This window comes from Domibacillus sp. 8LH (genome assembly GCF_038806185.1).
GTDB lineage: Bacteria > Bacillota > Bacilli > Bacillales > Domibacillaceae > Domibacillus > Domibacillus indicus_A.
This window is the reverse complement of record NZ_JAVJNG010000014.1, coordinates 57,181-81,706: the sequence shown is the minus strand read 5'-3', so window position 1 is coordinate 81,706 and position 24,526 is coordinate 57,181. Positions and strand designations below refer to the sequence as shown.

Below are 24,526 nucleotides of genomic sequence, written 5' to 3'. Positions count from 1 at the left end.
AAAGGAGCTGAAGAGAATGAATAAAACAGCTTTGATCACAGGCGCCTCAGGCGGCCTGGGGCTGGAATTTGCCAAAATATTTGCGGAGGCTGAATATAATCTCGTTCTTGTGGCCCGCAGCCGGGAAAAGCTGGAGGCTTTCGCCGATGCGTACCCAGATACAGAAATGAAACTGATCGTAAAAGATCTCGGCCAGCCGGGAGCCGCTAAGGAAGTAGCAGATGAAGTGCATCGATCCGGCATTCATATTGATGTACTCATTAATAACGCTGGATTTGGCCTGTTTGGCCCTTTTGACGAGCTCAGTTTAGAAAAGCAGACAGAAATGATGCAGCTGAACGTGATTACACTCACCGAACTTACCCACTGTTTTCTTCCGGGCATGCGTGAACAAAATTCCGGCCGCATTTTAAACGTAGCCAGCACAGCGGCATTTCAGCCTGGACCGCTGATGGCCGTTTATTTTGCAACAAAAGCATTTGTTTTGTCTTTTTCAGAAGCACTCGCCGAGGAATTAAGCGCCACCAACATTACGGTAACTGCGCTTTGTCCAGGCCCGACAAAAACAAACTTCGGGACAGTGGCAAGTGTGGAAGAAACGAAGATGTTCAGCCAGCCTATGTCCGCTGCACAGGTGGCCAGAGAAGGTGTGGAAGGTCTTTTGAAAAATAAACGAGTAGTCATTACAGGCAGCAAAAACAAAGCCGGCGCTTTTGCAGCTAAGTTTTTGCCACGGAGTACCACTGCCAAAGTGGCCAAGTCTATTACACAAGGATAAAGAAAACGCCAGCCCGATAACGGCTGGCGTTTTTTAGTTTCCGGCTCCCCGGTATTTTGTCACTCCCACATTCCACATAAAAATAGAAAACAGAAAGAATACAAGGCCGATAACCGGTGTTAAAAATGCATACGTATACCATTCTTCCCGCCCTAAAAAATAAGCGGCCGGGTATACACCTACAAATGCAAACGGCAAAATCCAGGTGAGAACGAACCGGATCATATTGTTGTAAATGTTGACCGGATAACGGCCATAATTTCCGATATTGTACATCATCGGCATAATACTCGTCGGGCTGTCCGACCAAAAACTGATACTGGCAATCAAAACAAAAATAGACGCGTACACGAGCGTTCCGCCAAGTACAAGCAGGACCATCACAAAAGGATCGTACCAGGCAAATGACAAGTCAAGCCGGCTTCCCGCATAAATCATAACAGCGGTTCCCGTGATGACGCCGAACAGCGATTCAAGCTCCATCCGCTCGAGCACAATTTGAAAAAGACTGTGAATTGGGCGGGTTAAAATACGATCCATTTCTCCTTTTACGATATATCGATCATTAAAATCCCAAATATTAAAGAAAGCACCGAATATCGCAAAAGGCACAAGGAAAAAGCCGTAAATAAAAATAATTTCATCCCGGCTCCAGCCGCTGATCATCGTTGTATGGCCGAAAACAAGCAAAATAAAAATAAAATTAACTGCCTGGGACATTAAATCTGATCCAATTTCGACAATCATATCTGTCCGGTAGGTAAGCCGCGTTTTCATGTATTGGGCGGCATATTGAAAAAAGAGCCCTATATATTTCATTCTTTACCCCCCCTGTACAACAAGCTGTTTTCTGGCGATCAGCCAAATCATTTGGATAGGGAGAATTAAAATAAGCACCCAGATAATCTGAAACAGAACAGCATGAATAATTTCAGGCTGTGTAAAGCTTTCTGTAAAAATCATGCTCGGCACATAACTGATCCCTTGAAACGGCAAATAATTCATCACCTGCTGAGCCCAGGCAGGAAAAAAGCTGATGGGCAGCAGCAGGCCGGAAAACAAGTCAATTACCACGCGTTTTGCCCGAATAAGCCCGGTATTGTTATAAAGGAAAAATGTTAAAATACCGGTGAGCAGATTGATTTGCATGTTAATCAAAAAGCTGAAGACGAGTGAAATGGCAAAAAGCAGCCATGTTGCCGGGTTGGCGGAAAAAGCAATCGGAAAAATGAGTGCGACAATGATCATGCCCGGCAATGAAAAAAATGACAGGCGAAAAATCCCTTCTCCAAGTCCCTGCATCGTTTTCATCAGCAGGTAGTTATAGGGACGTATAAGCTCGACCGCTACTTTTCCTTCTTTAATTTCCTGTGCAATTTCCCGGTCGATATTGTTAAAATAAAACGCCCGCGCCATCCAAGCAATGGCTACATAAGACGTCATCTGCAACGCACTCATGCCTTCAATAGACCCTTTTTCACCGTAAATGGCATTCCAAAGAAAGTAATATGCGCCAATATTAATGCTGTAAATCAAAATACCGCTGTAATAATTAGTCCGGTACGCCAGCATCATTAAAAAGCGAATCCGGATCATTTCGATGTATTTACCCATTTGTCACGCCTTCTTCGTAAATATTGCGAATAATATCTTCAATCGAAATCTCGTGCACTTTTAAATCAGTAATTTTATGGGCAGCCGCCACGCGGCCGATCACTTCAGAAATCACATGCTCTTCATTGAGTACATTGGCAATCCAGACATTTTGACGGTCTCCCGGTGTCCATGCTCCGTCCAGTTCGGCCAAAAGCGGCTGAAGTTCTTCTTTTGTAACACCCGTATTGGCAAACTGAAATTCAATTTGCTTGCCTTCTCCCCAGTTAGAACGCAGGCTTTCGAGCTGGCCATCATAAATAATTTTGCCTTCATCAAGCATGACAACCCGCTCACACAGTGCTTCAATATCACTTAAATCATGTGTAGTCAGCAGCACGGTTGTGTTGTATGTGGCATTCATCTCTTTTAAAAATTCGCGAATCTTTAGTTTCACCAATACATCAAGCCCAATTGTCGGCTCGTCCAAAAACAACAGCGGCGGGTTATGCAGAAGTGCTGCCGCCAGCTCACACCGCATTCGCTGGCCAAGTGACAGCTTGCGGACCGGCTTGTCTAAAAGCGGGCCAATATCAAGAGATTCGATTACATGACCCATATGCTTCTTATATACATCATCCGGCACATTATATACTTTTTTCAGCAGGCGGAATGATTCCTGCACGGCAATATCCCACCAAAGTTGTGACCGCTGGCCGAAAACAACACCAATCGAACGAACAAACTGTTCCCGCTCTTTATGCGGGTCCATTCCGTTCACGCGGACAATGCCGGATGTCGGTGTTAAAATGCCAGTCAGCATTTTGATGCTTGTTGATTTTCCCGCCCCATTTTCACCGATATAGCCGACCATTTCCCCCCGTTTTACGGTAAAGGAAATATCGTTTACAGCCGGAACCACTTTATACTGGCGCGTGAATAAATCACGAAAAGCTCCTTTTAATCCGGAGCGGCTCGAATGCGATTTAAACTCTTTGCGCAAATCTTTTACTTCAATCATATTTTCCACGATACACGTCTCCTCTTCTTTTACACCTTCAATAGTTTACCGGAGAGCACAGAGAGACACAAATAATTTTTCTTAAATACTAAAACTCTGCTTCCAAATAAAAAAGCCATTTTCTCCATAGAAAATGGCAGATTGTATTTATTTCTTGATGTTCAGGCAATCAGCTAGAACCGTGCGTCCTTTTTGAATGTATGCATCCATCTTTTCATCTGGGACCATGCTGCCGCCGGTCGCCCATACAAGATGAATCGGCTGGCCGCCTATCTTTTTTTCTCCAGCCAAGAGCACAGGCCCGATCATGCCGGCTAAAGCGGACGGTTCAAGCTTGATCTGTTCTGTTTCGGCAAGCCCGTTCAGCATGGCAAACAATTGGTCATCATGCACCGTGCAGCTGCCGGCTATAAAGGGTTCAACAAGCTTTCCGACAAATCCGGACGGACGGCCGACAGCAAGGCCATCTGCTTCCGTTTGATTCGTTAAGCCAATATCCTGCACTGAAATACGATCATGCAGTCCAGTGGCAAGCCCGAGCAGCATACAGGCGCTTTCTGCCGGCTCGGCGAAAAAACAGTGAACGTGCGGACCAAAAGCAAGATGGAGGCCGAATGCCACACCGCCCGGGCCTCCCCCAATGCCGCATGGCAAATAAACGTAAAGAGGCTGCTGTTCATTCACAAGGATTCCTTTTTCATCAAACTGGCGCTTCAGCCGAAGTCCTGCCACTGCGTAGCCTAAAAATAGCCGGTGCGAATGCTCATCATCTATAAAATATGCGCGCGAATCCTGTGCAGCCTCGTTCCTTCCTTCGGCAACCGCTTTTTCATAATCCGCTTTATGTTCCACCACAAGGGCGCCTTTTTGACGAAGCAGCTCTTTTTTCCATTTCTTTGCGTCTGCCGACATATGCACGGTTACTTGAAACCCCATCTTGGCGCCCATTATGCCAATGCTGAGTCCAAGGTTTCCCGTTGAGCCGACAATGATTCGATGCGATGAGAAAAGGGTTTTAAAAGCCGGACCATTAAAAGCACGGTAATCATCTTCTTCTGTGATCAGGCCTTCTTTCAGTGCCAGCTCTTCGGCATATGTTAATACTTCATAAATCCCGCCGCGCGCCTTGATCGAACCGGAAATCGGAAGCTTGTGATCTTCTTTTAGCCATAAACCGCCTTCGATCTGCCGGTCTGCTGCCGTCTCCAGCCATGCTTTCATCTCCGGGATTGGCACGACGGGCGATTCAATAAATCCTTTTTCTTTCTCCAGCTCAGGAAAAAGGACTTCCAGATAAGGGGCAAACCGCTGGAGCCTTTTTTCTGCTTCTTCTACGTCCTGGAGCGAAAACAAGGGCGGAACCCGGTTATGCCGATTTCGGTTTACCCATAGGACATTTTGACGCTGCTGCAGGCTTTCAATCACAGCCGCCGCAGGTTCGCTAAATGACATTTGTTTGTCTCTTTTCATTGTACCCACCCCTTTTTAATAATGCCCTCTCCAAATTTCCGTTTTAATGCTTCAACTGTCGTTACAAGCGGTTCAAGCTTGTCCGCTTCTTTCTGAAAAGAAAACAAATCCATTTGCGTTTCCAGCGTCTGCTTATGGACAGCATTTTGTGCAGTAATGCCCAGCAGCCGGACTGGCTCTCCTGTCCAGTGCTTGAAAAAGATCGCTTCCGCTGCTGAGAGGAGCTCTTCTTCTTCCTGAATATCAGCCGGCAGCGTCTGGCTTCTGGTGACGGTTTTAAAGTCACTGTAACGGATCATCACTTGAATGGTGCGCGAAACCGCCCCCTTCGCTTTCATCCTTTCGCTGACCGAGCGGGCGAGCAGACGAAGCTTAGCATAAATAATGGCCGGCTCGGTAAGATTCTCGGGGAAAGTCGTGGAGTTTCCAATGCTCTTATACGACGTATTTGCTTCCGGATCCACTGGCCGGTCATCTATTCCGTTGACCCGCTCCCGCATCCGTATCCCTCGTACACCCATGATAGACTGAAGTTTTTTCACATCTGCTTTTGCCAGATCGCCCATCGTGGCAATTCCATGTTCCATCAGCTTTGCAGCTGTTTTGGCCCCGATCCCGTGTGCTTCCACCACCGGCCTGCCCCAAAGTACACGCTCAACATCCCGTTTTCTTAATATAGTAATGCCAAGCGGCTTTTTCATGTCGCTTGCCATTTTAGCTAAAAATTTATTCGGAGCAATACCAATAGAAAGCGGAATGGAAAAATCATCCATTATTTTCTTCTGAATGCCTGTCGCAATATCAATTGGTGAGCCTAGGTGTTCACAAGCTGTAATATCAAGATACGCTTCATCAATAGAAGCATACTCAACCAAGGGAGAGATCTTGGCTATTTGCGCAAAAATCCGCTTTGAGTACATTTTATATAACGCATGATTCGGTTTGATCACAACCGCTTCCGGTACAAGCTTCAGCGCTTCCCGTAGCGCCATCGTTGTATAAACCCCTTTATGTTTACATAAATAGTTGGCTGCCACCACAATGCCTCTTCGCTCCTGCGGGTTTCCGGCGATGATGACCGGCTTATCTTTTAATGCCGGATTTTCAGCTATCTCTACACTGGCAAAAAACGCATTCGCATCGATATGAAAAATCACACGGCCATTTTTCGGATAAAAGCCCGCCATATGCTCACCTCCCTCTTGAATCGCTGTCGTTTTTTGATTACACATGGATTACATAACGGTCAATTTTTTCTATTCTTATTTTAGCATTTTTTTCGCTCTGCCGCTTTGCTGCTGGCCTAAAGGAAAGAAGTTTACCCCCATGAAGGACTTCATGAGGGTGTTAATCAAATTCCTTATATACTTTTCCAAATTTAAGCACATCGTAAATCGCTTTTCCATCACTCGGTCTTTCCCTTCCATAATCGATCGGAAGGATGGAAAAAAACACAAGATAAATCGAAAAATAAACAAACTGATAAAAAAAGAGATGTGGCGGCAAAATGCCATGATAAATCAAGCCGTTCACAACAAAAATCGATAAAAGATTAAAAATGGGGCCTCCTGCATAAATAAGCGCATGCTTCCAGCGGCGGTCATGTTTCAGGTCATTGTAATGGCATGCAGAATCAATAAAATAAAATCTTCGGATTTCCAGGTTTTTTACCCGGCACAGTTTGGCTCCCCGGCCAATCACAAGAGAGGTTTTGCTGCCAAACAAGCGGGCAAAAAACGCATGGCCTGCTGTATGAATGAGCAGCGTCAGCGGAAGCGTAATGAAAAATGCCCATATAAACGCACCCATATCGTCTAAACTAAACATGCAAAAACCCCTTTTAAATAAACATTCGTAAGGAGTTTACCTCTTTTAACCCTATTAAAACGCCTCATCCTGATATAACCCATTTTTAATAATTGTTATCGCATTGATATAAAAAAACTCCTTGGTCGCTCAAGGAGTCAAAGCTGTTAAATTTCAATATCAACGACGATACTGTCGAGACGGCCAACTTCACGAATAAAAGCAGCGACAGCTTGATGCTCCGGGTGAGGACCGTATGCTTCAAGAGCTGCTTTATTTTCAAAGCGCGTGGTAAGAACAACCTGGTAGCCTTGATTTTTTTCTGAAAAGTTAATTCCAGCTTGAATATCAATGACACCCTCAAGGTGCTGTTCAAGGGCTTTAAAGCGCTTGACTACTTCCTCAAGCTGTTCGACAGTCGTCGTTTCTGCAAATTTAACAAGTACAATGTGGTCAATCATGTTTTATCCTCTTTTCATCATCCATTTACTGTGAATATATCATTTTTAAGCCTGGCGGTAAATATGTGTTTTTATCCCGGTTTTCTTTTAGATAATTGTCGAAACCATTGCTCATCATCGGTCATGATAGCCAGATCAATCATCGCATCCCAATCTTCTTTTGCAAGGGTTAAGCCGACAGCCATAATTTTTTTACTTTCCACTACTTCAAGGACTGGTTTCATAGGTGTAATTCGTTTATCCATATACGTTGATACCTGCACAATATATACTTCATTCCGCAGCCTGGAAAAATCACGTATGAAGCCGATAATTCGTTCCTGCCCATTCGCAATAATAACCCAATCACCCGGTTTAAGCATATGTCCCCCTCCTTGCCGCCACTGCTATTTATATTAGATGCATACACGCACATGAATGCGCTCCTTTTTACGATTTAAATTCTTTGTTTATTTGGCATAAAAAAGAAGCTGCTTTTACCGGCTGTTACCGGCCTTCAGCAGCTTCTCCATGTGTTTATTCTGTTCGTCCCGCATTTTTTTCAAGAAATTCATATCCCGACTCTGTAACGGAGTATTCATCTTCAATCGTGCAGCCGACAATGTCTCCTTCATCGGACCGGTTCACTGTAATGCCTGTTGCAAGATTATTGGAATCAAGAAAATGAAGCGCTTCTCCGAATGACTGAAGGCTTGTTTCTCCCTGTCCTGGCTTTTCGCCGTTTTTCATGATATTTAGCAAATCTAATGCGCGTTTTTCAATTTGCATGGCTGGTCACTTCCTTTTTTCTTTGTCGATAACATTCTTTTCCCTTTCCTGCTTTATTATAAGCCTTTTTATAATTTATTTGAATTTAGCACATAATGTAATAAATAAGAATATTTTTAAAAGGACCATCCATACTAAGGGTGAGCAGCTTATGAAAAAGGAGCGTTTTGTTATGAAGCAAACAGATCAGCGCAATTTTATTTATCTGTGTGTGTACGGATTGATTGTTTTGGCGGTTGCGTTCACCCTTTCGCCTGATAAGTCAGGAACCATTTGAAACATCGGGTAAACATTGGGATCTGCCGCAATATGTTCGGGGTAGATAAAACCTTCTTTTGTCCGTGGAAACTCAACGCCTATTTGTTTAAAACATAAATCTACAAACTCCGAACAAATATATTCTTCATTTTCTTTATGCCGTCCAATGCCCAGTTTAATTCTCGTTAAAATTCGGACCAGCTCTGCCTGGTCATAATTTTGATGAAGCAAATCAAGCGCTTTTCCAATCATATAGTGCAGCTTTCTTCTATCGAATGAAGAATCAATGAGGGTTTTGTGGCGCGCTATGTACAGCGCCCCTTTATACTTTTCACCTGTCTGTCGATTTCCCTTTACGTATTGAGCCAGCGGAATCACACGCACCCCGGCGCTTTCTATACTTTCAAATACGAGAATCCGGCCGTGCCAGCGCACTAAAAAAGCGACATGGCTCATAAGAGAATTGGATGCTTTTTTAATAAATTCAGAGATCAAAGAAGTTCCACTGCAAAATAAGAGATCGCCGGTTTGAATTTTCGAAACGGCCTGCGAATAGGGAATTTGAATGATACCATTAAACTTTTGAGAGCTCATTTTCCCCCTCCTTCAAAAATCAGTTTCATTCTTTATACGGTATGCTTCCAATTTGAAGCTGTCCCTAAGAAATACCCTTGTCTGCCGATTTGTCCAGGAATGTTTTTTTCTGCCGCATACACTACTATGTGGAGGTGGAAAAAATGGGTGCTAAACAGGAAGGAAACAGCTGGGGGTATGGATCAGGTTTCGCGCTTGTTGTCGTTTTGTTTATTCTCCTCATTATTATCGGTACAGCGTTTGTTTAATGTATGGACAAACAAAAAAGCCTGAGCCGGCGGCTCTGGCTTTTTCTCATTTAAAATATTTTTTTCTGGCTGCGGTCTTCCTTCACGATTTCAACAGCTTCCCGGAAACGCTGGGAATGTACAACTTCCCTTTCCCGCAGGAAACGGAGGGAATCGTTTAAGTCCGGGTCATCGGATATATCAATAAGCCACTGATAGGTGGCCCGGGCTTTTTCTTCAGCGGCGATATCTTCGTACAAATCCGCAATCGGATCCCCTTTTGCTTGAATGTACGCAGCGGTAAATGGCACACCAGCCGCATTATTATAGAAAAGAGCACTGTCATGGCTGACATAATGCTCAGCGAGCCCGGCTTCACGGAGCTGCTCGGGCGTGGCATCTTTTGTCAGCTTGTAAATCATGGTGGCAATCATTTCAAGATGAGCGAATTCCTCTGTGGCAATATCATTTAAAAGCCCAACTACCTTATCCGGAATCGTATAGCGCTGATTCATGTAGCGGAGTGCAGCGGCAAGCTCTCCATCTGCTCCTCCGTACTGTTCCATTAAATATTTGGCAAGCGTTGGGTTGCATGTACTTACTTTCACGGGATATTGCAGCTTTTTTTCATAAATCCACATTCGATAGCCACCTTTTCATTTTTTAGACCTGCCACGGCCAGGGAGAAGTGCTCCACGTCCATTCAGCCGTAGATGTATTCGGACTGTTCTGCTGGAGCGGACCAAACTGCGCTTCAAAAGCCTGCTTCAGCTGTTTACTGTACTGAGCAAACTGTTTGTACTGCACAAGAGCCTGCGGATCATGAGGATGCGTGTCTAAATAAAGAATTAATTCAAGCACAACAAAGTCAGCCGCTTGAATTTCTTCGAGCTGCTGGTAATATTCCTTTGGCAGAGGATTAGCCACGGCTTCGTCCTCCTTTTCGGTACGGATTATCATAGTAATCGTAAAATACTTTCCAAAGAGTCCCTTTTTTCAGCGCCTCTCTGGGAGAAAACTGTGGAAGGCCCGGCGGCTGAAAGCCCACGTACAGATTCGGAGGCGTACTGTAATACTTACATCCGATCGGCGGACAAGGATCAAATGGCCCATGTCGTGGTACATAAGACTTCAAAGATGAAAAAGATTGCGGCTGGCTGCTCATACTTTGTCCCCCTATCTCTTGTTCTTTTCCTATGTGTATGTACAGGCATCAAGATTATGCGCAAGTAGAGAAACCGAAAAAGAAAAGGTTTTTCCTTTTCCCTTTTTTGGGTAGAGCATGTAAAAAGGAGCGATGCAGCATGCACATTGATTATCAGCGTCTTTATGAAGATTATTTGATTGCAAAAGAAGAAAGAACAAGGCAGCTTGAGCTTGATGAATTCCAAAGTGAACAAGAACATATGTCCAATTGGCTGCAAAAAGTGCGCGGCATGACGGCCGAGCAGGCGCAGGCAGTTATCGATCATTCACCCATCCGCAGCCAAATTGAACAAGAACATAAAAGAAAAAAAGAATGAGTCAAACGAGTAATGGTTAAAAAAAGCACCTCTTTTAAAAGAGGCGCTTTTTTATTTTCGAAAGAAATGTTTTTTATTTCTGCTGCATAAACCAGTTTAATAGAATAGTAGTATCACCAAGTGGTAAGGCAAAGGTCTGCAAAACTTTTATCCTCGGTTCGATTCCGAGTACCACCTTTTTTGACCAGTACTCGCCTGTTCTATTTTCAGCAGGCGGATATCTTCAAATGCCTGATAAAGATGGGCTTTTACTTAAAGCCCATCCATATTTAACCCGATGAACGGCTTCCGCTCTGCTCTTTTTTTTTGTTTATAATAGCTCCGCCTAATAGACTCCATTCATCGTTTACACGATTTCCTCCTTTATCGTTTGAACGCCCATATGTTTTATCATAAACAAATTCATGCCGTGCATCCTATGGCCGTTCTGAGCTCTCCGCTTTTGGATTTTTCACAAACAAAAAAGCACAGAAATGCCGCCCGGCGGTGATATTTCTGCGCTTGGTATCCTGCCCTTTAAAAGGTACTTATAAAGCAGTTTTAAACTGGTTGTATTTCTTTTTTCGAAACGGCTTAGAGGCCGCCAAAATATTGTCACGCTTAAACGTACGTAATGTTCCACGTTTAAAGCAGTAAGCCCGAATATAGTCAGAATGAATTTTCCTTACAATAATGCTGCGGTCGGTAATAACCCGATCGTCCGTCATGTACATAATCACAATTGGCTTTTTTTCTTCAAGGGACATTTGAAACAATCCATTCATTTTTTAACCTCCCTTTCTTCTTCTATTGTACCGAACAAACGTTCAAAAAGCAACTAAAAATCGAACGTCTGTCCGCAAACAACGGGGGTTAAAAAATATCTACTGTTAATTCCTCAAACCATTCTTTGTCCCTTGTCAGCAATGCCAAATCAATCAGCGCTGTTTTATCTTGATAAAAGTCGAGTAGCTGTGCAGCAGAGTGGAAACGGCTCGATTCATAAATTCCCTGAGTCGGTTTGCGCCACTGGATCGTATTGTTTGTGATCCATCCTACTTTTGTAAATTCAACGCATTCTCTATGCCAGCTGTGATTTTTGATACTGCTCACATAGCCGATGGCTGTTGAACCTCCAATTTCGATCATTTTCCACTCCCCTATATTCATTTTAAACGCCTCCCTTTGTTTTTTGTTTAGAAATCCTTTTTCACACCCTTGAGGGAAATAAACCATCCATATATCATGTTCAGCTTCACTGCCTGCCGATTTGTTTGGCCGCCTTTTATGATTTCATTTGATTTGAATGTATGCGCTATACTATGTTAATAGACTTCTTTTTTGTTTTATTTATATGATAAAAGAGAAGGACCATGCTAAAAAATTTACTGCACAAAAAAAGCAGCCATAAAAAAAAAGCACTTTTTCAAGCGCTCTCAGACTGTAGACAAATGATATGAATGACCTTGAACATGAATGGGATGGATCGGCGGCGTCCGGACAGCTCCGCTTTCCATGGGGCAGGGCGCTGAGTCCGACTTCGCCTGGTGCTCCACCAGTTTCCGCTGCCCGCTAGTCCCATAGGAGTCTGCGCCGCCCTCCTGCCGCCAAGTGGCTTGCGATAAGATGGTATAGAGAGTTCATAAGGTCATATCTTTCTGTTTAAAAAAGAGAAAATGTCTAGTCAGTTCTTGCTTATGAATTTTCCACCCACTTATCGGCTCTTTTTTAAAATCGAAAGACTTTGTTTACACACTGAGAGCACATTTTCAAGCGCTCTCTTTTTAATCGGATTCTTTTTTACTTTCTATTGCATATTGTTGAGAAAAGTTGGATAAGCTGTAGGTGTTGGGAACTTCATCCCTCCAACTCCTATTTCAGCTGGTTATTCGTTTGCCGAGGAAACCCCTCGGCTTTTTTTGTGAGCTCTTTTCTTTAGGATTTAATCAGCTGAATACAGGCTAACATCAGAAACGAAATACCAATCATACTGCCCACCCACATCCAGGCCATCCCCATATTTCCCGAATCAATCGCCATGTAAATAGCTGTCGAAGCCGTTTGTGTTTTTCCGGGAATGTTTCCGGCAAACATAAGCGTTGCGCCAAATTCGCCCAATGCCCGTGCAAAGCTTAATAAAAATCCCGAAACAATGGATTTGATTGCGAGCGGTGCGGTTACAAATAAAAACAGCGCGAACTCACCCGCTCCATCTACACGTGCCGCATGTTCAATGTCCCGATCAACAGATTGGAAGCCGGTTTTGCATGATTGATACATAAGGGGGAAAGCCACCACCGTTGACGCAATGACGGCAGCCCACCACGTAAACATAATACCCTGGCCCAATACTAATTGAATGAATCTGCCGACCGGGCTGTTTTGTCCAAACAGCACAATTAATAGAAACCCGACGACCGTCGGCGGCAGGACGAGCGGCAGTAAAAAAAGAGTTTCTACAGCCGCTTTTCCTTTAAACGACACATTTGCCATCACTCTGCCGAAAAAAAGACCGGTGATTAAGACGATGAAGCTGGACACAAAAGCGATCTCAACCGAAAGACGGAGCGGCGGCCAAAATGAATACTCCATCGTGTCAGCGCAATCCTTTGAATCCGTACTTCTCAAAAATGTTCATCGCTTCTTCACTCTGCAGATATTGATAAAAAAGCGCTGCTTCCTTTTGCTGCTTGCTGCTTTCAACAATGCCTGCCGGATAAATGATCGGTGCATGGCTTTTTTCCTCGGCTGCCGCCGCTATCTTTACTTTCGAAGAAATGAGTGCATCGGTTTTGTAGACCATTCCCGCATCGACATTTCCTGTTTCTACGTATGTAAGCACCTGCCGCACGTCTTTTGCGTAAATTAATTTTTCGCTCACTTTATCCCAAATATGGAGATGCTGCAGCGTTTCTTTTGCATATTGACCCGCTGGAACCGATTCGGGCGTACCGATGGCGACCTTCTGTGCTGCTGGAAGCTCTTCAAACGATTGGACAGCGGCATCCCCTTCTTTCGGTACGATGAGAACAAGATCATTGCCTACAAGGTCGGCACTGTTTTCCTGCTTAATGGATCCGTCTTTTACTAAAGCATCAAATTTGTCCTCTGCTGCTGAAAAAAACACATCAACCGGCGCTCCCTGCGAAATTTGCTGTGCCAGTGTTCCGGAAGAACCAAAATTGTATGTAACGTCTACATTGGAATACTTTTTTTCGAATGATTTTTTAATTTCACCGACTGCATCCTGAAGGCTGGCCGCGGCTGACACCGTAATGATTATGTTTTCCTCTTCCTGCCCGTTGTTCTTCGCCTGTTTGCTTTGTTCTGCTGATGAGCAGGCTGCACAGCCAATGATCAATACAAGCAGCAGGCAAGCAAACATTCTTTTTTTCTTCATGCTTCCCCTCCTAGTTATAATTAGTTATAACTCATTATAACTAATTATAATTTATCCTTGGCCAGGAAGGAATATTTCCTTTGAAGAAAGGCTCGAGTAAAATAAAAGGTGGAGGGATGAAAATGACCATAGAACACTCATATACGATCGAAGAAGTCGCTAATTTATTAAAAGTATCAAAATTAACCATATATGATCTTGTTAAAAAAGGAGAGCTTCCGGTTTTTCGAGTTGGCCGGCAGATGCGCATGTCTGCAGCAGATTTAGACCTTTATGTAAAAAAGCAGACCACTACCGCCCCGACAGCGGTCCCTTCCCACAGTGATTCAGAACACAAAGCCAGTATTGTGATCAGCGGACAGGATATTGCGCTTGATATCCTTGCCCAGCATATTGAAAAAGAGTCTTCTTACAAAGCGCTGCGTTCACATGCTGGAAGCTTGAACAGCCTCATTTCGATGTATCAGGGGAAGTGTGATATTGTCAGCCTTCATATGTATGATGGAGATACCGGTGACTATAATCTGCCTTATGTGAAAAGAATTTTGAGCGGGTACTCGTATACTGTCATTCACCTTTTAGCAAGGAAAGCCGGGCTGTACGTTCAAAAAGGGAATCCGCTGCACATCCGCTCATGGACGGATTTAGGGCAGGAGCATGTAACCATTATCAACCGTGAAAAAGGATCTGGAGCCAGAATTCTGCTTGATGAGCAGCTAAGAATTCATAACCTCTCTCCCCGATTTATAAACGGCTATGAGCGGGAAGAAAACAGCCACTTGCGCGTTGCATCGGCGGTTTTAAACGGAGCAGCCGATGCAGGCGTCGGCATTGAGAAAGCCGCACAAATGGTGGGTGTTGATTTTATTCCGCTTATTACAGAACGCTATGATCTTGTTCTATTAAAAACGTCCGAAACAGAAGAGCTCGTTCAAACGGTTCAAAAAATCGTATCTTCTCCGTTGTTCCAGGCTGAAATCGGATCTCTCGGGAATTACGACTGTTCACAAACAGGCCTTATTTTATTTGAAACCGATTAAAAAGAAAACCAGTTAAAGAATGGCCCCTTTGATGGGCATCTCTTTAACTGGTTTTCTGTGCTGATATTCTATTACATTTCACTGGCGGCCATCGCATGTGACAGCGTGGAAGCAATGGACAGCTTGTCAAAGTTAAGACCTAGCTGCACGGCTGTTTGCGCAAGCTCCGGACGGATGCCTGACAGCGTGGTTTTGACGCCGATTAAGCCTAGCGCTTCTACAAGATGGAACAGCTGCTGGGCCACCATTGTATCAATCATAATCACACCTGACAAATCAATGAACAGACAATCCACTCGTTTTTCCGCGCACTGCTCGAGCGTTTTTTCAAGAATCAGCTTGGCGCGTGCAGTATCAATATCCCCTACTAGCGGCAGAAGTCCCGTTCCACGATTTAATGTAATAACAGGAGAACTCAGCTCGTTAATCATTTCCTGCTGGCATTGAAGCCGTTTCACAGAGAATTTATGGTGCTCTTCCATAAACCAGATCACGACGCTGTCAATGCCCCGGCTAACCCGCTGATTCCATAGATCAACGTTCTCCTGTGGAAAAGCGGACCGATGCGCAGAAAAAAACTCTCCTAAAAACTGGAAGTACTGGTCGCGTGTTCTAAAAAATTCCCTCACAATAAAATGCATTGGTGTATTTAAGTGCTGCTCATCTTTTGCGACTTGAATAATCCATTGTTCCAAATCCTTTAAAAAAACACTTTCTTCTTTTACAAACAACTCGCAGAATTGCAGATGGAATTCGTAATTTTGCTTTTTAAGCAGTTCAATAGCATGGGGATCAGTTGTGGAATAAACGCCGCTTGGATCATTTTTATCCAAAGAAGCGTACCACTCTTCAGTGATCTGCTTTGCTTTATCTAATAAAAACTCACGGATTTCTTGAGCTGGCTTCATATTTTTTCCTCCTGCGGCTGAATAAATGAACATTCGTTATTTTAAACGATTTTTGTAAAATAAGCTATCCTTGCACGGCCTCTCTGCATAAGCAGCCTTTTTCTTTTAAAAAACATATAGACAATCAAAAACAGGCAGCAGCTGCAGTATTTTTTATTTTTGAACTGAATATGTTTTATTTTTTTTAAGATGGGTAAAGAAGTAATTCATTACGATAAAACAAGGAGGTTTTCTACAAGATGACACCAATTGAACTTTTCGGATGGTCTTTATCTACTTTGCTGACAGCCGGCTTCGCTGGTTCACTTTTTTTCATGTCGAGAAAACCAAAATTGTTTTCTGAATCCGAGTATAGCTCCTCACGAAAGCATAATCGTGAAAACAGACAAAACCACAGCCGATAACTGTTGAATGTTTTTGTTGAGCAAACCGGAAAATCGACAACTGGGGAGTTTAGGTAAGCTCCTTTTTGCTTTATGACCATGGATGCCATACACTTGAAACCTGAAAAAGCTCCAAAGCCGCCCCTTAGCGGCTGGGGCTTTTTGTCATTTATCCCCTGTTATTTTATTTACAAATGAAACAGCGAGATCGATTATACTCTCCGCTTTTGTTTTCGTTACGGCTTCAGACGGGCTGTTAAGAAACCACTCCAATGATTTTGTTCCAGTTAATCGATTTAAATCAACTGGTCCCTTGATTCCTTCAATTTTCCCCCTGTCTGTATACTGCCATATGTCACACGGAAAGTCCGGCTGTTTTTGGCTGTACCGCGGAATCCAGACAAAATCAGCCCTTACTTTTTCTGCTTCAAATGCCTTGTATGTATGGTGGCCGACATACAAGCCAACTTTTTTGGCCCCTAAACGCCGAAGCTCATCAATAAACGCTTGCGTACCGGCACGCATATCATTCATCGTTTTCACTTCCACATCTGCCGCCCAAAAAGCGGCTCTTTGATCACCCCGTTTCCAAAAGTCGCGCGCTTCGATGACCGCATCATTAACTGAAACAAACCGGCAGAACGCATAATTGCCGAATGGAACATCATACTCGTTACATGCTGCAGCATTAGCTGCATAACAGCGGTCCCTTGTTGTGCTGCCATCCTGCACCCGCAGAATGGCCAGCTCTATATGGCGATGAGCTGTTTTCCAGTCAATGACGCCTTGGTGATGGGAAATATCTATAATCTGTTTCATCCGTCTGCCTTTCACTTCCATATTAAATAATGTTTTATTCCCTGTTTTTCTGTTTTTAAAACCTCTATTTATTTTTTATCGAAAATATGGGACAGCTTACATCTCTTTTGCATATTTATAGTGCTAAGTGTCCAAACTAGCGCATATCTTATTTATAATATCGTGTTTTTTCAACAAAGGAGGTTTTGCAAATGGCTCCCATTGATATGTTCGGATGGCTGTTATGTGTATTGTTAACCATTAGCTTTATTGCTTCAATTATTTTCCTTCCAAAAAACATAGACTCCGAAGAAAAATCGGATAAGGTCTTTTCAAAGAGTATTCCCATCAAAAAAGAAATAAAAAAGGAACATTAAGCGCTTAAGGCGCTTTTTTTTATGTGCCAAAATATACAACTGCACGCTGCAGGAGTCAAAATGGCTGCTTTGGGAATCATACTTTAAAAGAGCTTGCCCTTTTCAAAATGAATATGCTGAAAGACGTTAAAAATGGAATGTAAAGGACTGAACCTTATGCTGAACAAAACCCAATTAGCCGATTTTCAAACAGAGTTAACGAACAGAAAAAAGGAATTGGAATCCCGATTTGAGGGTACTGATCACTTCCAATTGCAAAGAAGCTTGTCTGACTCGACGAGGGAATTGTCCGTTTACGATAATCATCCGGGTGATGTGGGGACAGAGTTATATGAGCGGGAAAAAGATATAGCGTTGAATGAACATAGCCGGTTTGAATTGGAAGGAATCAATACAGCACTAGAAGCGATTCAAAATGGAACGTATGGTATTTGTAAAACCTGTAAAGAAGAAATTCCTGTAGAGCGTTTAGAAGCCGTGCCAACCACTTTGTTTTGTCTGAAGCATTCACAGGACCAAAACATTTCAAACGACCGGCCCGTTGAAGAAGCCGTTCTTGCGCCGCCATTTGGACAGTTTGATTTTGATGATAAATCAGAAAATGTTGCTTACGATGCAGAAGACGCCTGGCAGGATGTTGCCCAGTACGGCACTTCTGAAACACCGGCGGACTTTATGAATTCGCCGGAGGAATACGGAGACATGTACGTGGAATCACAGGAAAATAAAGGTTATGTGGAGGATTATGAAAACTTTGCGGCCGTTGATATTCACGGAAACAGAGTGGACGTTTATCCAAGCAGAGAGCATAAATTGTATGAAGAAGTGCTTGATGATGAAGACTTAATGTCTTCTTTAGGCGATCTTCCTCCGGCGGAAAAAGACCCGTACACAGAACGAAAATAAACTTCTTGTTTGCCAGCTGTTCATGAGACAGCTGGTTTTTATTTCCATAATTATTTTTACACGTTATAATAAAAAAAGCTTATGCTGCAAAGGAGCTGGACGATGCACAGAGAAACCCACGCTTTTATTCAATAAATTATCTTGCATGTGGAGGGGGAAAAAGATTGTTGATCGATTTCTTTGAAACGAAGCGGCTCATACTCCGTAAAGTAACAGAAGCGGATGCTGCTTCCCTATTTTCAGTTTGGTCTGATCCAGCCGTTACAAGGTTTATGAACATTGATACTTTTACTAATGTGGAACAGGCGGAGCAAATGATTCATTTTTTAAACCAACTGGCAGACGAAAACAGAGCTGTCCGGTATACTTTAACCGAGAAAAAAACGGATCAAGTCATCGGCTCATGCGGGTTTAACAGCCTTGATTTCGAAAATGCAAAAGCTGAAATTGGATATGATCTTGGCCAGCCTTATTGGGGAAACGGATATGCGGGGGAAGCGGTATTGTGTTTGATTGATTACGCATTTCATCATTTACAATTGATGAGAGTGGAAGCAAAAGCAGAGCCTGAAAACCTTTCTTCCATTAGAGTGCTGCAAAAAACAGGTTTTTCATTTGAAGGCATCCTTCGAAAAAGCGAAAAGTCAAAAGGAACATTTATTGACCTTGCTCTTTATTCACGTTTAAAAACAGATTGATTACCGCTAATCGCTGTCCTCATCTCCTGATGAGGGCAGCGATTGATAATCCGTCATAAAACACCCCGCACTTGTTATCCTTCATCTCCTTTATCACTTTTTTATTTGAGACGGCTCCTTAGATTTACCGAATGTACTTTCCTCCTCAAAATCCTTCCATTGCATGACTCGTTTTCTTCGAAAGAAATCCTGCCCTATGAATAAAACGAACAGGTCTCTGCCATGATAACGACTGAACAACCAATATGAAGAAATGAGGCAGGGATATATGTATTATTACAAGGAAGAATTAATCAATATTGTAGCACCAGACCAGCCCGATCCCGCTGCTGCAAAAGTGCTGCAGGAAATATTAGGCGGACATTTCGGGGAAATGCGGACAATGATGCAGTTTTTCTTTCAAAGCTCCAATTTCAGAGGAAAGGCCGTTCAATACCGGGATCTTCTTCGCGGCATTTTTCTCGAAGAAATTGCCCATGTAGAGCTTGTACAAAACACCATTAACCAGCTGCTCAATGGTTCCGGTGAGTCCTCTATGCCGGGCAATTCCGGAGCAGATGGAGCGCCGCTCGGTGACGTAGTCAAGCATGCGAATCCGCATCATTATATTATCGGCGCCCAGGCTTCTCTTCCAGTAGACGCAGCAGGAAATCCGTGGAATGGCTCCTGGGTGTACAGCCACGGAAACCTGATCGGGGATTTGCTTGATAACCTCGTTCTCGAATCAACGGGTGTTCTGCAAAAAACACGTATTTACGAAATGAGCAGCAACCAAACATTTCGTGAAACGCTGGCTTTCCTGATTGTCCGGGATAATGCCCATCAAAATGCATTTGCCAAAGCACTTGAAACACTGGGAGTTGATTGGGGCAAGCTGTTCCCGGTTCCAAATTACGATATTAATAAATACCCAGAATGCCGGAAGTATGTAGAAATGGGTTACCACAACGCGCTGTTTAACTTCAGAATGGATGAAACAAAAATAGCCCAAATTTTCCAAGGCGAGTCTCCAAGCCGAAATGATGGTACGCTTTCGGTTGTCGATCCGCCGGCCGGCTTCCCTGTTCCCCTTATGCCGGAGATGCCAAATGAACATAGTCCAGGAACAAACGACTTGAACGCTTAGTCCACCACACACCTACACCCCGGGTTCAAACAGACTCGGGGTGTAGGTGCTTTTTTACTTCGTTCGGTCACTGTACGTATTGAATACAGATTTACCGTCAAAACTGTAAACGAACTTTCGGAACAGGAGTGAAGAAATATGTTAAAGCTGCAAACAGAGCTGGAAGGAAAAACGGCCCGCTTTGGTGATATAAGAGACAAAATGAATGAGCTTGGATACAACTTGGGTGGAAATTGGGAGTATGACGCTGGCAGCTTTGATCACACATTATGGAACAGTAAAAGCGAAACCATTTATATTCGCCTTCCGTTTACAGTACTCGACGGTATGCTTGATGAGTATGATGCTTTTATTTCGTTTCAATCTCCTTTTATTATTAAACATGTGATCAATATGGGCTTAGAAAAAGACGAGCATTCTTTACTGACAGCATCCGGCTGGAACCAATTTCAAGATCCCGTTTCTTCTGACGCGCCCATCAATCAAAAAAACAAATGGGAAGAAGCAGGAGAACAAGCAGTCAGCCGGCTGATTCAACATTTGGAAAAAGGGCTGAGCGCCAGCTGATGTTCATACTGTTACTTATATTAGTATGAATATTAGTACGATTTCTCCCGTTTTGCGGCTGCCTTGAATAAACTAAAGGGTCAAAGCAAAAAAGGAGGAATCACGTGATTCATACTGTAAAACGCGGGGAAACACTTTCCTCAATTGCAGGAGACTACCGGATTTCATTAGCCGCTCTTATTGCCAGCAATCCGGGTATTACGCCCAATTTGATTTATGTGGGACAGCGCATTACCATTCCTGGCTTCCCTTCTCCCGCAAGCCTTCCTTTTTCCATTGTGGTCTCTCTCTCGAATCGAACTTTAACACTATTTTACCGGGGTCAAGTCAGAAAAGTATACCCAGTTGGCGTTGGCAGAATGCTGCATGAAACGCCTGTAGGAGATTTTATCATTATTAATAAAGCACCCAACCCGGGGGGGCCGTACGGAACGATGTGGATGAGTTTGTCGAAGAAAAGTTATGGTATTCACGGCACAAATGATCCTTCCTCTATCGGAAAATATGTATCTAAAGGCTGTGTTCGAATGCACAATAAGGATGTGGAAGAGCTTTCCCGAACGATTCCTATTGGGACTCCTGTATCCATTCGGCCTTAGTATACTGAACTGAAAAAGCCTGGCTTGTGAGCCAGGCTTTTTCAGATGATGTTCATTTGTTATTCATGGACGGTCGGAAGCTCGATTACAAAACACGTTCCTTTATTGACTTTGCTTGTAACGTGGATTCTTCCGCCTAAACTTTGAATAATTCTAAAAGAAACCATCATGCCGAGACCGGTTCCATTTGCTTTTGTTGTAAAGTATGGTTCACCAAGACGAGCCATTTGCTTTTGTGTCATTCCTTTTCCCTGATCGCAAATACGGATTTTAGCAAGATGATGTTCATATGTTGTTTTGATCCTTATTTTACCGCCGTTCGGCATGACTTCGATTGCATTTTTAATGATATTGATTAAAGCCTGCTCGAGCTTTTTTCGTTCACCAAGAATATAACAGTGCTCTTTTTTTTCTGCAGACACGTCGAGCTCTATACTGTTCATATTGGCCAGCGGCATTAACACGTTCACAGCATGATTTATTGTTTCGTGAAGAATAATGGCTTCTGCCTCATCGGGAGCGGGTTTTGCAAATGTTAAATAATCATTAATAATGCCCGTAGCCCGGTCCAGTTCCTGAATGGAAATCAGAATTTGCTCTTTTGTTTCCGGTGGTATGTCACTTTCATAGCAAAGCTGCATAAATCCCCGGCTGGCTGTCAGCGGATTTCGCACTTCATGGGAAATGCTAGCAGCAAGGTTGCTGACAATCTCTAATTTCTCTGCTTTCATCAGCTTTTGCAATACATCAAAATTGGTTTTAATCACCTCTAACAAAACGGCAGCAATCAGGATAAAAACAATATTAAGTATGTAAAAGATCACCCACATACTTACCGTCATATGCATATCATATATTTGCCCGGCCACGTACGTTGTAAGCAGCAAAGAAAAAAGGATAAGCACGCCCACCGAAGGGAGTTTTTGTTTTAACGGCATCTTTAAATAGTACTTCGAGAAAAACATCGCCAGCACGGCAATAGGCGTAAAGGTAAAAAGGGTTATAAAAAAGCCGGATCCTCCTATAAAAAAGCGGGCAGCAAGCAAAGCCGGAAGCAGCCATGCAGCGAATCCCGGCCCTCCATATAAAATCCCCAGCAGAAAAGGAACCCGGCGCAAGTCAAAGTTAAATCCGTCTCCAAATGAAAAAGGAAACAGCATGCATAAAACAAAAGATATAATCGGAAACACAACAAACCATGATGCCTTTACTTTTTCAAAACGGTATAAGTAGGAAACGAGGTAAAGCATTTGCATAAAAAAGATCGGAAGAAGAACAAATAAAAAATTAATAAGTAAATCTTTTATGATAAGCTCCATCAAGGCACCGACCATTCTTGAATGTATAAAATCGGCTCATTCATGTTATTTCTTTAAGAATAATCGATCCTTCGCTGGAACTGCAACTGCTTTTTAAAAGCGTTTTCTACTTCTCAATAATCACTGCATTGATAGCCGATGTTCCATCTTTCGCTTTTTCCACTGCCACTGTTCCATACACCGTAACGCTCTCATTTATTTCGACTTCCGTCTGTGTGGCATTCATAATCACATACGTGCCATCCGATGCCTGAAGGAAAAATGAGCCCGTTAAGCCGGGTTCGATCACTTCCGTAACACGTCCTGTCGCAGCCACTTTTTTACCGACTGGCGGCTCGTCAGCATTTAACTCCGTAAATTTCGCCGGCACGGCTTCCTCTTTCATCTGTTCGGCCAGCTCTTCCTCTGACGGCTCTTCAATAATTGATTCCGTCCCTTCTGAAAACGTGCTTTGAACCATTTCTTCTTCTGCCGAACAGGCACTTAATACGATAGCCGCTGCAGCCGCTGCGATCCATTTTTTCATTACAGTACCCTCCTTTTTCTGCTTGTCCTAACATTATGAGCGAGCTAAGCCGGAAAGTACACGAAGGCAAAGTGTCACTCCGCCAATGGACGCATACTGTAACTATATAAAGGAGTGAAATCGATGGTACAGGAATATCCAAATCCGCCTCAACACTCGCTGTTGCCGCCAGGACATTATTTGTATTCTCCCCAATTTCCAGCCATTATGCAGCAATTATCACCGGTTTATACCGTAACAGCAGAACCCGTCTTTCTCGACCACCTTCTAATGCATAGCGGTAAAACGATTCAAGTAGACACAACCGGCGGGTTATTGACCGGAAAGCTGACTGGAGTGGCCATTGATCATCTTCAGTTAACCATCAATGATGTTCATCATCACATTCGATATCCGCACATTATTTCTTTCAGCATGGCACAACCGAACCAAAAAACCTGAAAGTGGACACTTTCAGGTTTTTTGGTTCGGTTGTGTATAAACTTCTTTTAAAAGGTCATCCTGCATGTATACCTGCGTTTGTTTATTTTGCGGCCGCTATCACCGTGATCGGCCCGCTTTTTTATGAAGGCTCCAGCCCAAACAGCAAATTAAATGCACCAGAGGAACAAAACCAGAAAGCAGACCATCTGCCCAACTGACGGCCGATGCCTTCTTCCAATTAAATCGTTTGCGTCTTTCAAAAAACGGGTACGCTGGATATACATTCTCTTGTCTGCTTTTTCCAGCATATTTCTCCACTTTTTTCAGATAACAGAGAATAAAGAGTGGGAGGTGATCATATGAGGAGAGTTCAAGGCATTCCCAGCTTACTCACATACCTTAATGCCCATCATTATTCGCTCACACATGAAGAGGTTGAGGATTTAATCCGAAAAAGACAATTTCCTCATAGAAAGCTGATGAACGGGGCGATGATCTTTGACTTAAATCATATTGACTGGTGGTTATCAGAAAACCGGATCCCAAAGAACAGTTGATTACATTGGGTTTGTATCATTTGCATTCTTATGAAAGCGAACCGATCTTTCCCGGTTCGCTTTTTGTTTGCCGTCCTGATGAAATCCTTTACTGAACAAATTTTCCGGTTACACGCAGGGTTCTTGGCTTTCTATCTTCCCAGGTTACATAGCCGGATTCTTTCAAGCGGTCTAAATGGCCTTTTACAGTTGAAGCAGATTTTAGTTCTACCGCTTTGCCAATCCCACGTATCGTAGGCGGATAATTTTTCGTGCGGACAAACTCATTTATATAAAGAAGCATTTTCTGCTGGCGGACGGAAAGCTGATTAAGCATATGGTTTTTCCTCCTTTTCGCAGGATTTCTTCGGTTGACACCCAAATAGCAGGACAAAAATGTTTTTACTTCTTAACATGTAAAGCGATACATGTTTATATAATC

Annotated in this window: 34 protein-coding genes; 12 read left to right on the top strand and 22 right to left on the bottom strand. The window is 43.3% G+C overall.

Annotation, left to right across the window (positions count from 1 at the left end):
* Window positions 1-16: 16 nt before the first annotated feature.
* Window positions 17-778 carry an SDR family NAD(P)-dependent oxidoreductase gene (locus RG959_RS15850; RefSeq protein ID WP_342797937.1) on the top strand — a complete coding sequence of 254 codons (762 nt, stop codon included), beginning with the start codon at window positions 17-19 and terminating at the stop codon, window positions 776-778.
* 33 nt (window positions 779-811) lie between these two features.
* On the opposite strand, the gene RG959_RS15845 is transcribed toward RG959_RS15850, so the two are convergent.
* The 10 genes from RG959_RS15845 to RG959_RS15800 form a co-directional block, all read right to left on the bottom strand.
* Window positions 812-1,597, bottom strand: a complete 786-nt coding sequence (locus RG959_RS15845; protein ID WP_342797936.1) for an ABC transporter permease — start codon at window positions 1,595-1,597, stop codon at window positions 812-814.
* A gap of 3 nt (window positions 1,598-1,600) precedes the next feature.
* Window positions 1,601-2,392, bottom strand: coding sequence for an ABC transporter permease (locus tag RG959_RS15840; protein ID WP_342797935.1), 792 nt, complete (start codon window positions 2,390-2,392; stop codon window positions 1,601-1,603).
* Window positions 2,385-3,401 carry an ABC transporter ATP-binding protein gene (locus RG959_RS15835; protein WP_342797934.1) on the bottom strand — a complete coding sequence of 339 codons (1,017 nt, stop codon included), beginning with the start codon at window positions 3,399-3,401 and terminating at the stop codon, window positions 2,385-2,387. The genes RG959_RS15840 and RG959_RS15835 overlap by 8 nt, the downstream gene beginning before the upstream one ends.
* A 138-nt stretch (window positions 3,402-3,539) precedes the next feature.
* A complete protein-coding gene (locus RG959_RS15830; protein ID WP_342797933.1) occupies window positions 3,540-4,862 on the bottom strand; it encodes a D-serine ammonia-lyase in 1,323 nt (440 codons plus the stop codon).
* A complete protein-coding gene (locus RG959_RS15825; protein WP_342797932.1) occupies window positions 4,859-6,049 on the bottom strand; it encodes a DNA polymerase IV in 1,191 nt (396 codons plus the stop codon). Before RG959_RS15825 ends, RG959_RS15830 begins: the two co-directional genes overlap by 4 nt.
* A gap of 160 nt (window positions 6,050-6,209) precedes the next feature.
* Entirely contained in the window at window positions 6,210-6,689 is a 480-nt protein-coding gene (locus tag RG959_RS15820) for a site-2 protease family protein (RefSeq protein ID WP_342797931.1), read from the bottom strand.
* Window positions 6,690-6,835: 146 nt separating this feature from the next.
* A complete protein-coding gene (locus tag RG959_RS15815) occupies window positions 6,836-7,129 on the bottom strand; it encodes a Dabb family protein (protein WP_050182798.1) in 294 nt (97 codons plus the stop codon).
* A gap of 71 nt (window positions 7,130-7,200) precedes the next feature.
* Window positions 7,201-7,491: a hypothetical protein gene (locus RG959_RS15810; RefSeq protein ID WP_242233045.1), complete on the bottom strand. Its 291-nt coding sequence runs from the start codon at window positions 7,489-7,491 to the stop codon at window positions 7,201-7,203.
* 154 nt (window positions 7,492-7,645) lie between these two features.
* Window positions 7,646-7,897, bottom strand: coding sequence for a hypothetical protein (locus RG959_RS15805; protein WP_342797930.1), 252 nt, complete (start codon window positions 7,895-7,897; stop codon window positions 7,646-7,648).
* Window positions 7,898-8,098: 201 nt separating this feature from the next.
* On the bottom strand, window positions 8,099-8,749 hold the full coding sequence (locus tag RG959_RS15800; RefSeq protein WP_315692237.1) for a YiiX/YebB-like N1pC/P60 family cysteine hydrolase: 651 nt from the start codon (window positions 8,747-8,749) through the stop codon (window positions 8,099-8,101).
* A 143-nt stretch (window positions 8,750-8,892) separates the two neighbouring features.
* On the opposite strand from RG959_RS15800, the gene RG959_RS15795 reads away from it, so the two are divergent.
* Window positions 8,893-8,997 (top strand): YjcZ family sporulation protein, encoded by a 105-nt coding sequence (locus RG959_RS15795; protein ID WP_251273559.1) that lies wholly within the window; start codon window positions 8,893-8,895, stop codon window positions 8,995-8,997.
* Window positions 8,998-9,047: 50 nt separating this feature from the next.
* On the opposite strand, the gene cotJC is transcribed toward RG959_RS15795, so the two are convergent.
* Genes cotJC through RG959_RS15780 form a run of 3 tightly spaced genes read right to left on the bottom strand, consistent with a single transcriptional unit; the run spans window position 9,048 to window position 10,141 of the window.
* Window positions 9,048-9,617 carry a spore coat protein CotJC gene (cotJC, locus tag RG959_RS15790; protein ID WP_251273560.1) on the bottom strand — a complete coding sequence of 190 codons (570 nt, stop codon included), beginning with the start codon at window positions 9,615-9,617 and terminating at the stop codon, window positions 9,048-9,050.
* A gap of 22 nt (window positions 9,618-9,639) precedes the next feature.
* On the bottom strand, window positions 9,640-9,903 hold the full coding sequence (locus tag RG959_RS15785) for a spore coat protein CotJB (protein WP_251273561.1): 264 nt from the start codon (window positions 9,901-9,903) through the stop codon (window positions 9,640-9,642).
* Entirely contained in the window at window positions 9,896-10,141 is a 246-nt protein-coding gene (locus RG959_RS15780) for a spore coat associated protein CotJA (protein ID WP_242233051.1), read from the bottom strand. Before RG959_RS15780 ends, RG959_RS15785 begins: the two co-directional genes overlap by 8 nt.
* A 139-nt stretch (window positions 10,142-10,280) precedes the next feature.
* Between RG959_RS15780 and RG959_RS15775 the strand changes: the two genes are divergently transcribed.
* Window positions 10,281-10,499, top strand: coding sequence for a hypothetical protein (locus RG959_RS15775; RefSeq protein ID WP_309087424.1), 219 nt, complete (start codon window positions 10,281-10,283; stop codon window positions 10,497-10,499).
* Window positions 10,500-11,026: 527 nt separating this feature from the next.
* On the opposite strand, the gene RG959_RS15770 is transcribed toward RG959_RS15775, so the two are convergent.
* The 4 genes from RG959_RS15770 to modA all read right to left on the bottom strand — a co-directional run bounded on the left by RG959_RS15770 (window position 11,027) and on the right by modA (window position 13,878).
* Entirely contained in the window at window positions 11,027-11,263 is a 237-nt protein-coding gene (locus RG959_RS15770; RefSeq protein WP_342797928.1) for a WYL domain-containing protein, read from the bottom strand.
* Window positions 11,264-11,351: 88 nt separating this feature from the next.
* Window positions 11,352-11,648, bottom strand: a complete 297-nt coding sequence (locus RG959_RS15765; protein ID WP_251273563.1) for an IDEAL domain-containing protein — start codon at window positions 11,646-11,648, stop codon at window positions 11,352-11,354.
* A gap of 765 nt (window positions 11,649-12,413) precedes the next feature.
* Window positions 12,414-13,070, bottom strand: a complete 657-nt coding sequence (modB, locus tag RG959_RS15760; RefSeq protein ID WP_342797927.1) for a molybdate ABC transporter permease subunit — start codon at window positions 13,068-13,070, stop codon at window positions 12,414-12,416.
* A 4-nt stretch (window positions 13,071-13,074) separates the two neighbouring features.
* A complete protein-coding gene (gene modA / locus RG959_RS15755; RefSeq protein WP_342797926.1) occupies window positions 13,075-13,878 on the bottom strand; it encodes a molybdate ABC transporter substrate-binding protein in 804 nt (267 codons plus the stop codon).
* A 122-nt stretch (window positions 13,879-14,000) separates the two neighbouring features.
* Between modA and RG959_RS15750 the strand changes: the two genes are divergently transcribed.
* Entirely contained in the window at window positions 14,001-14,918 is a 918-nt protein-coding gene (locus RG959_RS15750; RefSeq protein WP_342797925.1) for a substrate-binding domain-containing protein, read from the top strand.
* Window positions 14,919-14,989: 71 nt separating this feature from the next.
* Here the strand turns inward: RG959_RS15750 and RG959_RS15745 are convergent, their stop codons facing one another.
* Window positions 14,990-15,826 carry an STAS domain-containing protein gene (locus tag RG959_RS15745; RefSeq protein ID WP_342797924.1) on the bottom strand — a complete coding sequence of 279 codons (837 nt, stop codon included), beginning with the start codon at window positions 15,824-15,826 and terminating at the stop codon, window positions 14,990-14,992.
* Window positions 15,827-16,374: 548 nt separating this feature from the next.
* On the bottom strand, window positions 16,375-17,028 hold the full coding sequence (locus RG959_RS15740) for a glycoside hydrolase family 25 protein (RefSeq protein WP_483298897.1): 654 nt from the start codon (window positions 17,026-17,028) through the stop codon (window positions 16,375-16,377).
* A 191-nt stretch (window positions 17,029-17,219) separates the two neighbouring features.
* On the opposite strand from RG959_RS15740, the gene RG959_RS15735 reads away from it, so the two are divergent.
* The 6 genes from RG959_RS15735 (at window position 17,220) to RG959_RS15710 (ending at window position 21,280) form a co-directional block, all read left to right on the top strand.
* Window positions 17,220-17,384, top strand: a complete 165-nt coding sequence (locus RG959_RS15735; RefSeq protein ID WP_342797923.1) for a hypothetical protein — start codon at window positions 17,220-17,222, stop codon at window positions 17,382-17,384.
* A gap of 156 nt (window positions 17,385-17,540) precedes the next feature.
* Window positions 17,541-18,290 (top strand): TraR/DksA C4-type zinc finger protein, encoded by a 750-nt coding sequence (locus RG959_RS15730; protein ID WP_342797922.1) that lies wholly within the window; start codon window positions 17,541-17,543, stop codon window positions 18,288-18,290.
* Between the two features lie 167 nt (window positions 18,291-18,457).
* Window positions 18,458-18,988, top strand: a complete 531-nt coding sequence (locus RG959_RS15725; protein ID WP_342797961.1) for a GNAT family N-acetyltransferase — start codon at window positions 18,458-18,460, stop codon at window positions 18,986-18,988.
* 268 nt (window positions 18,989-19,256) lie between these two features.
* A complete protein-coding gene (locus RG959_RS15720; RefSeq protein WP_342797921.1) occupies window positions 19,257-20,114 on the top strand; it encodes a manganese catalase family protein in 858 nt (285 codons plus the stop codon).
* A gap of 138 nt (window positions 20,115-20,252) precedes the next feature.
* Window positions 20,253-20,681 carry a YugN family protein gene (locus RG959_RS15715; RefSeq protein WP_342797920.1) on the top strand — a complete coding sequence of 143 codons (429 nt, stop codon included), beginning with the start codon at window positions 20,253-20,255 and terminating at the stop codon, window positions 20,679-20,681.
* A 104-nt stretch (window positions 20,682-20,785) separates the two neighbouring features.
* Window positions 20,786-21,280, top strand: a complete 495-nt coding sequence (locus tag RG959_RS15710) for a L,D-transpeptidase family protein (protein WP_342797919.1) — start codon at window positions 20,786-20,788, stop codon at window positions 21,278-21,280.
* A 59-nt stretch (window positions 21,281-21,339) separates the two neighbouring features.
* Here the strand turns inward: RG959_RS15710 and RG959_RS15705 are convergent, their stop codons facing one another.
* Together RG959_RS15705 and RG959_RS15700 are read right to left on the bottom strand one after the other, a co-directional pair.
* Window positions 21,340-22,599, bottom strand: coding sequence for an ATP-binding protein (locus RG959_RS15705; protein WP_342797918.1), 1,260 nt, complete (start codon window positions 22,597-22,599; stop codon window positions 21,340-21,342).
* A 106-nt stretch (window positions 22,600-22,705) separates the two neighbouring features.
* Window positions 22,706-23,125 (bottom strand): hypothetical protein, encoded by a 420-nt coding sequence (locus tag RG959_RS15700; protein ID WP_342797917.1) that lies wholly within the window; start codon window positions 23,123-23,125, stop codon window positions 22,706-22,708.
* A gap of 123 nt (window positions 23,126-23,248) precedes the next feature.
* Here RG959_RS15700 and RG959_RS15695 point away from each other — a divergent pair, with 123 nt between their 5' ends.
* Window positions 23,249-23,566 (top strand): DUF2642 domain-containing protein, encoded by a 318-nt coding sequence (locus RG959_RS15695; protein ID WP_342797916.1) that lies wholly within the window; start codon window positions 23,249-23,251, stop codon window positions 23,564-23,566.
* Between the two features lie 341 nt (window positions 23,567-23,907).
* Complete coding sequence (locus tag RG959_RS15690) at window positions 23,908-24,105, top strand: hypothetical protein (protein ID WP_342797915.1); 198 nt, start codon at window positions 23,908-23,910, stop codon at window positions 24,103-24,105.
* An 88-nt stretch (window positions 24,106-24,193) separates the two neighbouring features.
* On the opposite strand, the gene RG959_RS15685 is transcribed toward RG959_RS15690, so the two are convergent.
* Window positions 24,194-24,421, bottom strand: a complete 228-nt coding sequence (locus RG959_RS15685; protein WP_342797914.1) for a LexA family protein — start codon at window positions 24,419-24,421, stop codon at window positions 24,194-24,196.
* Between the last annotated feature and the right edge of the window lie 105 nt (window positions 24,422-24,526).

What these genes read in the sequence shown, in the direction of transcription:
- RG959_RS15740 (WP_483298897.1), bottom strand. Translation starts at nt 17,028, where the DNA reads ATGAAACAGATTATAGATATTTCCCATCACCAAGGCGTCATTGACTGG.
- RG959_RS15815 (WP_050182798.1), bottom strand. Translation starts at nt 7,129, where the DNA reads ATGATTGACCACATTGTACTTGTTAAATTTGCAGAAACGACGACTGTC.
- RG959_RS15695 (WP_342797916.1), top strand. Translation starts at nt 23,249, where the DNA reads ATGGTACAGGAATATCCAAATCCGCCTCAACACTCGCTGTTGCCGCCA.
- RG959_RS15795 (WP_251273559.1), top strand. Translation starts at nt 8,893, where the DNA reads ATGGGTGCTAAACAGGAAGGAAACAGCTGGGGGTATGGATCAGGTTTC.
- RG959_RS15840 (WP_342797935.1), bottom strand. Translation starts at nt 2,392, where the DNA reads ATGGGTAAATACATCGAAATGATCCGGATTCGCTTTTTAATGATGCTG.
- RG959_RS15700 (WP_342797917.1), bottom strand. Translation starts at nt 23,125, where the DNA reads ATGAAAAAATGGATCGCAGCGGCTGCAGCGGCTATCGTATTAAGTGCC.
- RG959_RS15730 (WP_342797922.1), top strand. Translation starts at nt 17,541, where the DNA reads ATGCTGAACAAAACCCAATTAGCCGATTTTCAAACAGAGTTAACGAAC.
- RG959_RS15770 (WP_342797928.1), bottom strand. Translation starts at nt 11,263, where the DNA reads ATGAATGGATTGTTTCAAATGTCCCTTGAAGAAAAAAAGCCAATTGTG.
- modA (WP_342797926.1), bottom strand. Translation starts at nt 13,878, where the DNA reads ATGAAGAAAAAAAGAATGTTTGCTTGCCTGCTGCTTGTATTGATCATT.
- RG959_RS15845 (WP_342797936.1), bottom strand. Translation starts at nt 1,597, where the DNA reads ATGAAATATATAGGGCTCTTTTTTCAATATGCCGCCCAATACATGAAA.
- RG959_RS15820 (WP_342797931.1), bottom strand. Translation starts at nt 6,689, where the DNA reads ATGTTTAGTTTAGACGATATGGGTGCGTTTATATGGGCATTTTTCATT.
- RG959_RS15805 (WP_342797930.1), bottom strand. Translation starts at nt 7,897, where the DNA reads ATGCAAATTGAAAAACGCGCATTAGATTTGCTAAATATCATGAAAAAC.
- RG959_RS15685 (WP_342797914.1), bottom strand. Translation starts at nt 24,421, where the DNA reads ATGCTTAATCAGCTTTCCGTCCGCCAGCAGAAAATGCTTCTTTATATA.
- RG959_RS15810 (WP_242233045.1), bottom strand. Translation starts at nt 7,491, where the DNA reads ATGCTTAAACCGGGTGATTGGGTTATTATTGCGAATGGGCAGGAACGA.
- RG959_RS15735 (WP_342797923.1), top strand. Translation starts at nt 17,220, where the DNA reads ATGGCTCCCATTGATATGTTCGGATGGCTGTTATGTGTATTGTTAACC.
- RG959_RS15765 (WP_251273563.1), bottom strand. Translation starts at nt 11,648, where the DNA reads ATGAATATAGGGGAGTGGAAAATGATCGAAATTGGAGGTTCAACAGCC.
- RG959_RS15800 (WP_315692237.1), bottom strand. Translation starts at nt 8,749, where the DNA reads ATGAGCTCTCAAAAGTTTAATGGTATCATTCAAATTCCCTATTCGCAG.
- RG959_RS15720 (WP_342797921.1), top strand. Translation starts at nt 19,257, where the DNA reads ATGTATTATTACAAGGAAGAATTAATCAATATTGTAGCACCAGACCAG.
- RG959_RS15825 (WP_342797932.1), bottom strand. Translation starts at nt 6,049, where the DNA reads ATGGCGGGCTTTTATCCGAAAAATGGCCGTGTGATTTTTCATATCGAT.
- RG959_RS15705 (WP_342797918.1), bottom strand. Translation starts at nt 22,599, where the DNA reads ATGGAGCTTATCATAAAAGATTTACTTATTAATTTTTTATTTGTTCTT.
- RG959_RS15715 (WP_342797920.1), top strand. Translation starts at nt 20,253, where the DNA reads ATGTTAAAGCTGCAAACAGAGCTGGAAGGAAAAACGGCCCGCTTTGGT.
- RG959_RS15690 (WP_342797915.1), top strand. Translation starts at nt 23,908, where the DNA reads ATGAGGAGAGTTCAAGGCATTCCCAGCTTACTCACATACCTTAATGCC.
- RG959_RS15830 (WP_342797933.1), bottom strand. Translation starts at nt 4,862, where the DNA reads ATGAAAAGAGACAAACAAATGTCATTTAGCGAACCTGCGGCGGCTGTG.
- RG959_RS15780 (WP_242233051.1), bottom strand. Translation starts at nt 10,141, where the DNA reads ATGAGCAGCCAGCCGCAATCTTTTTCATCTTTGAAGTCTTATGTACCA.
- RG959_RS15775 (WP_309087424.1), top strand. Translation starts at nt 10,281, where the DNA reads ATGCACATTGATTATCAGCGTCTTTATGAAGATTATTTGATTGCAAAA.
- RG959_RS15850 (WP_342797937.1), top strand. Translation starts at nt 17, where the DNA reads ATGAATAAAACAGCTTTGATCACAGGCGCCTCAGGCGGCCTGGGGCTG.
- RG959_RS15750 (WP_342797925.1), top strand. Translation starts at nt 14,001, where the DNA reads ATGACCATAGAACACTCATATACGATCGAAGAAGTCGCTAATTTATTA.
- cotJC (WP_251273560.1), bottom strand. Translation starts at nt 9,617, where the DNA reads ATGTGGATTTATGAAAAAAAGCTGCAATATCCCGTGAAAGTAAGTACA.
- RG959_RS15745 (WP_342797924.1), bottom strand. Translation starts at nt 15,826, where the DNA reads ATGAAGCCAGCTCAAGAAATCCGTGAGTTTTTATTAGATAAAGCAAAG.
- modB (WP_342797927.1), bottom strand. Translation starts at nt 13,070, where the DNA reads ATGGAGTATTCATTTTGGCCGCCGCTCCGTCTTTCGGTTGAGATCGCT.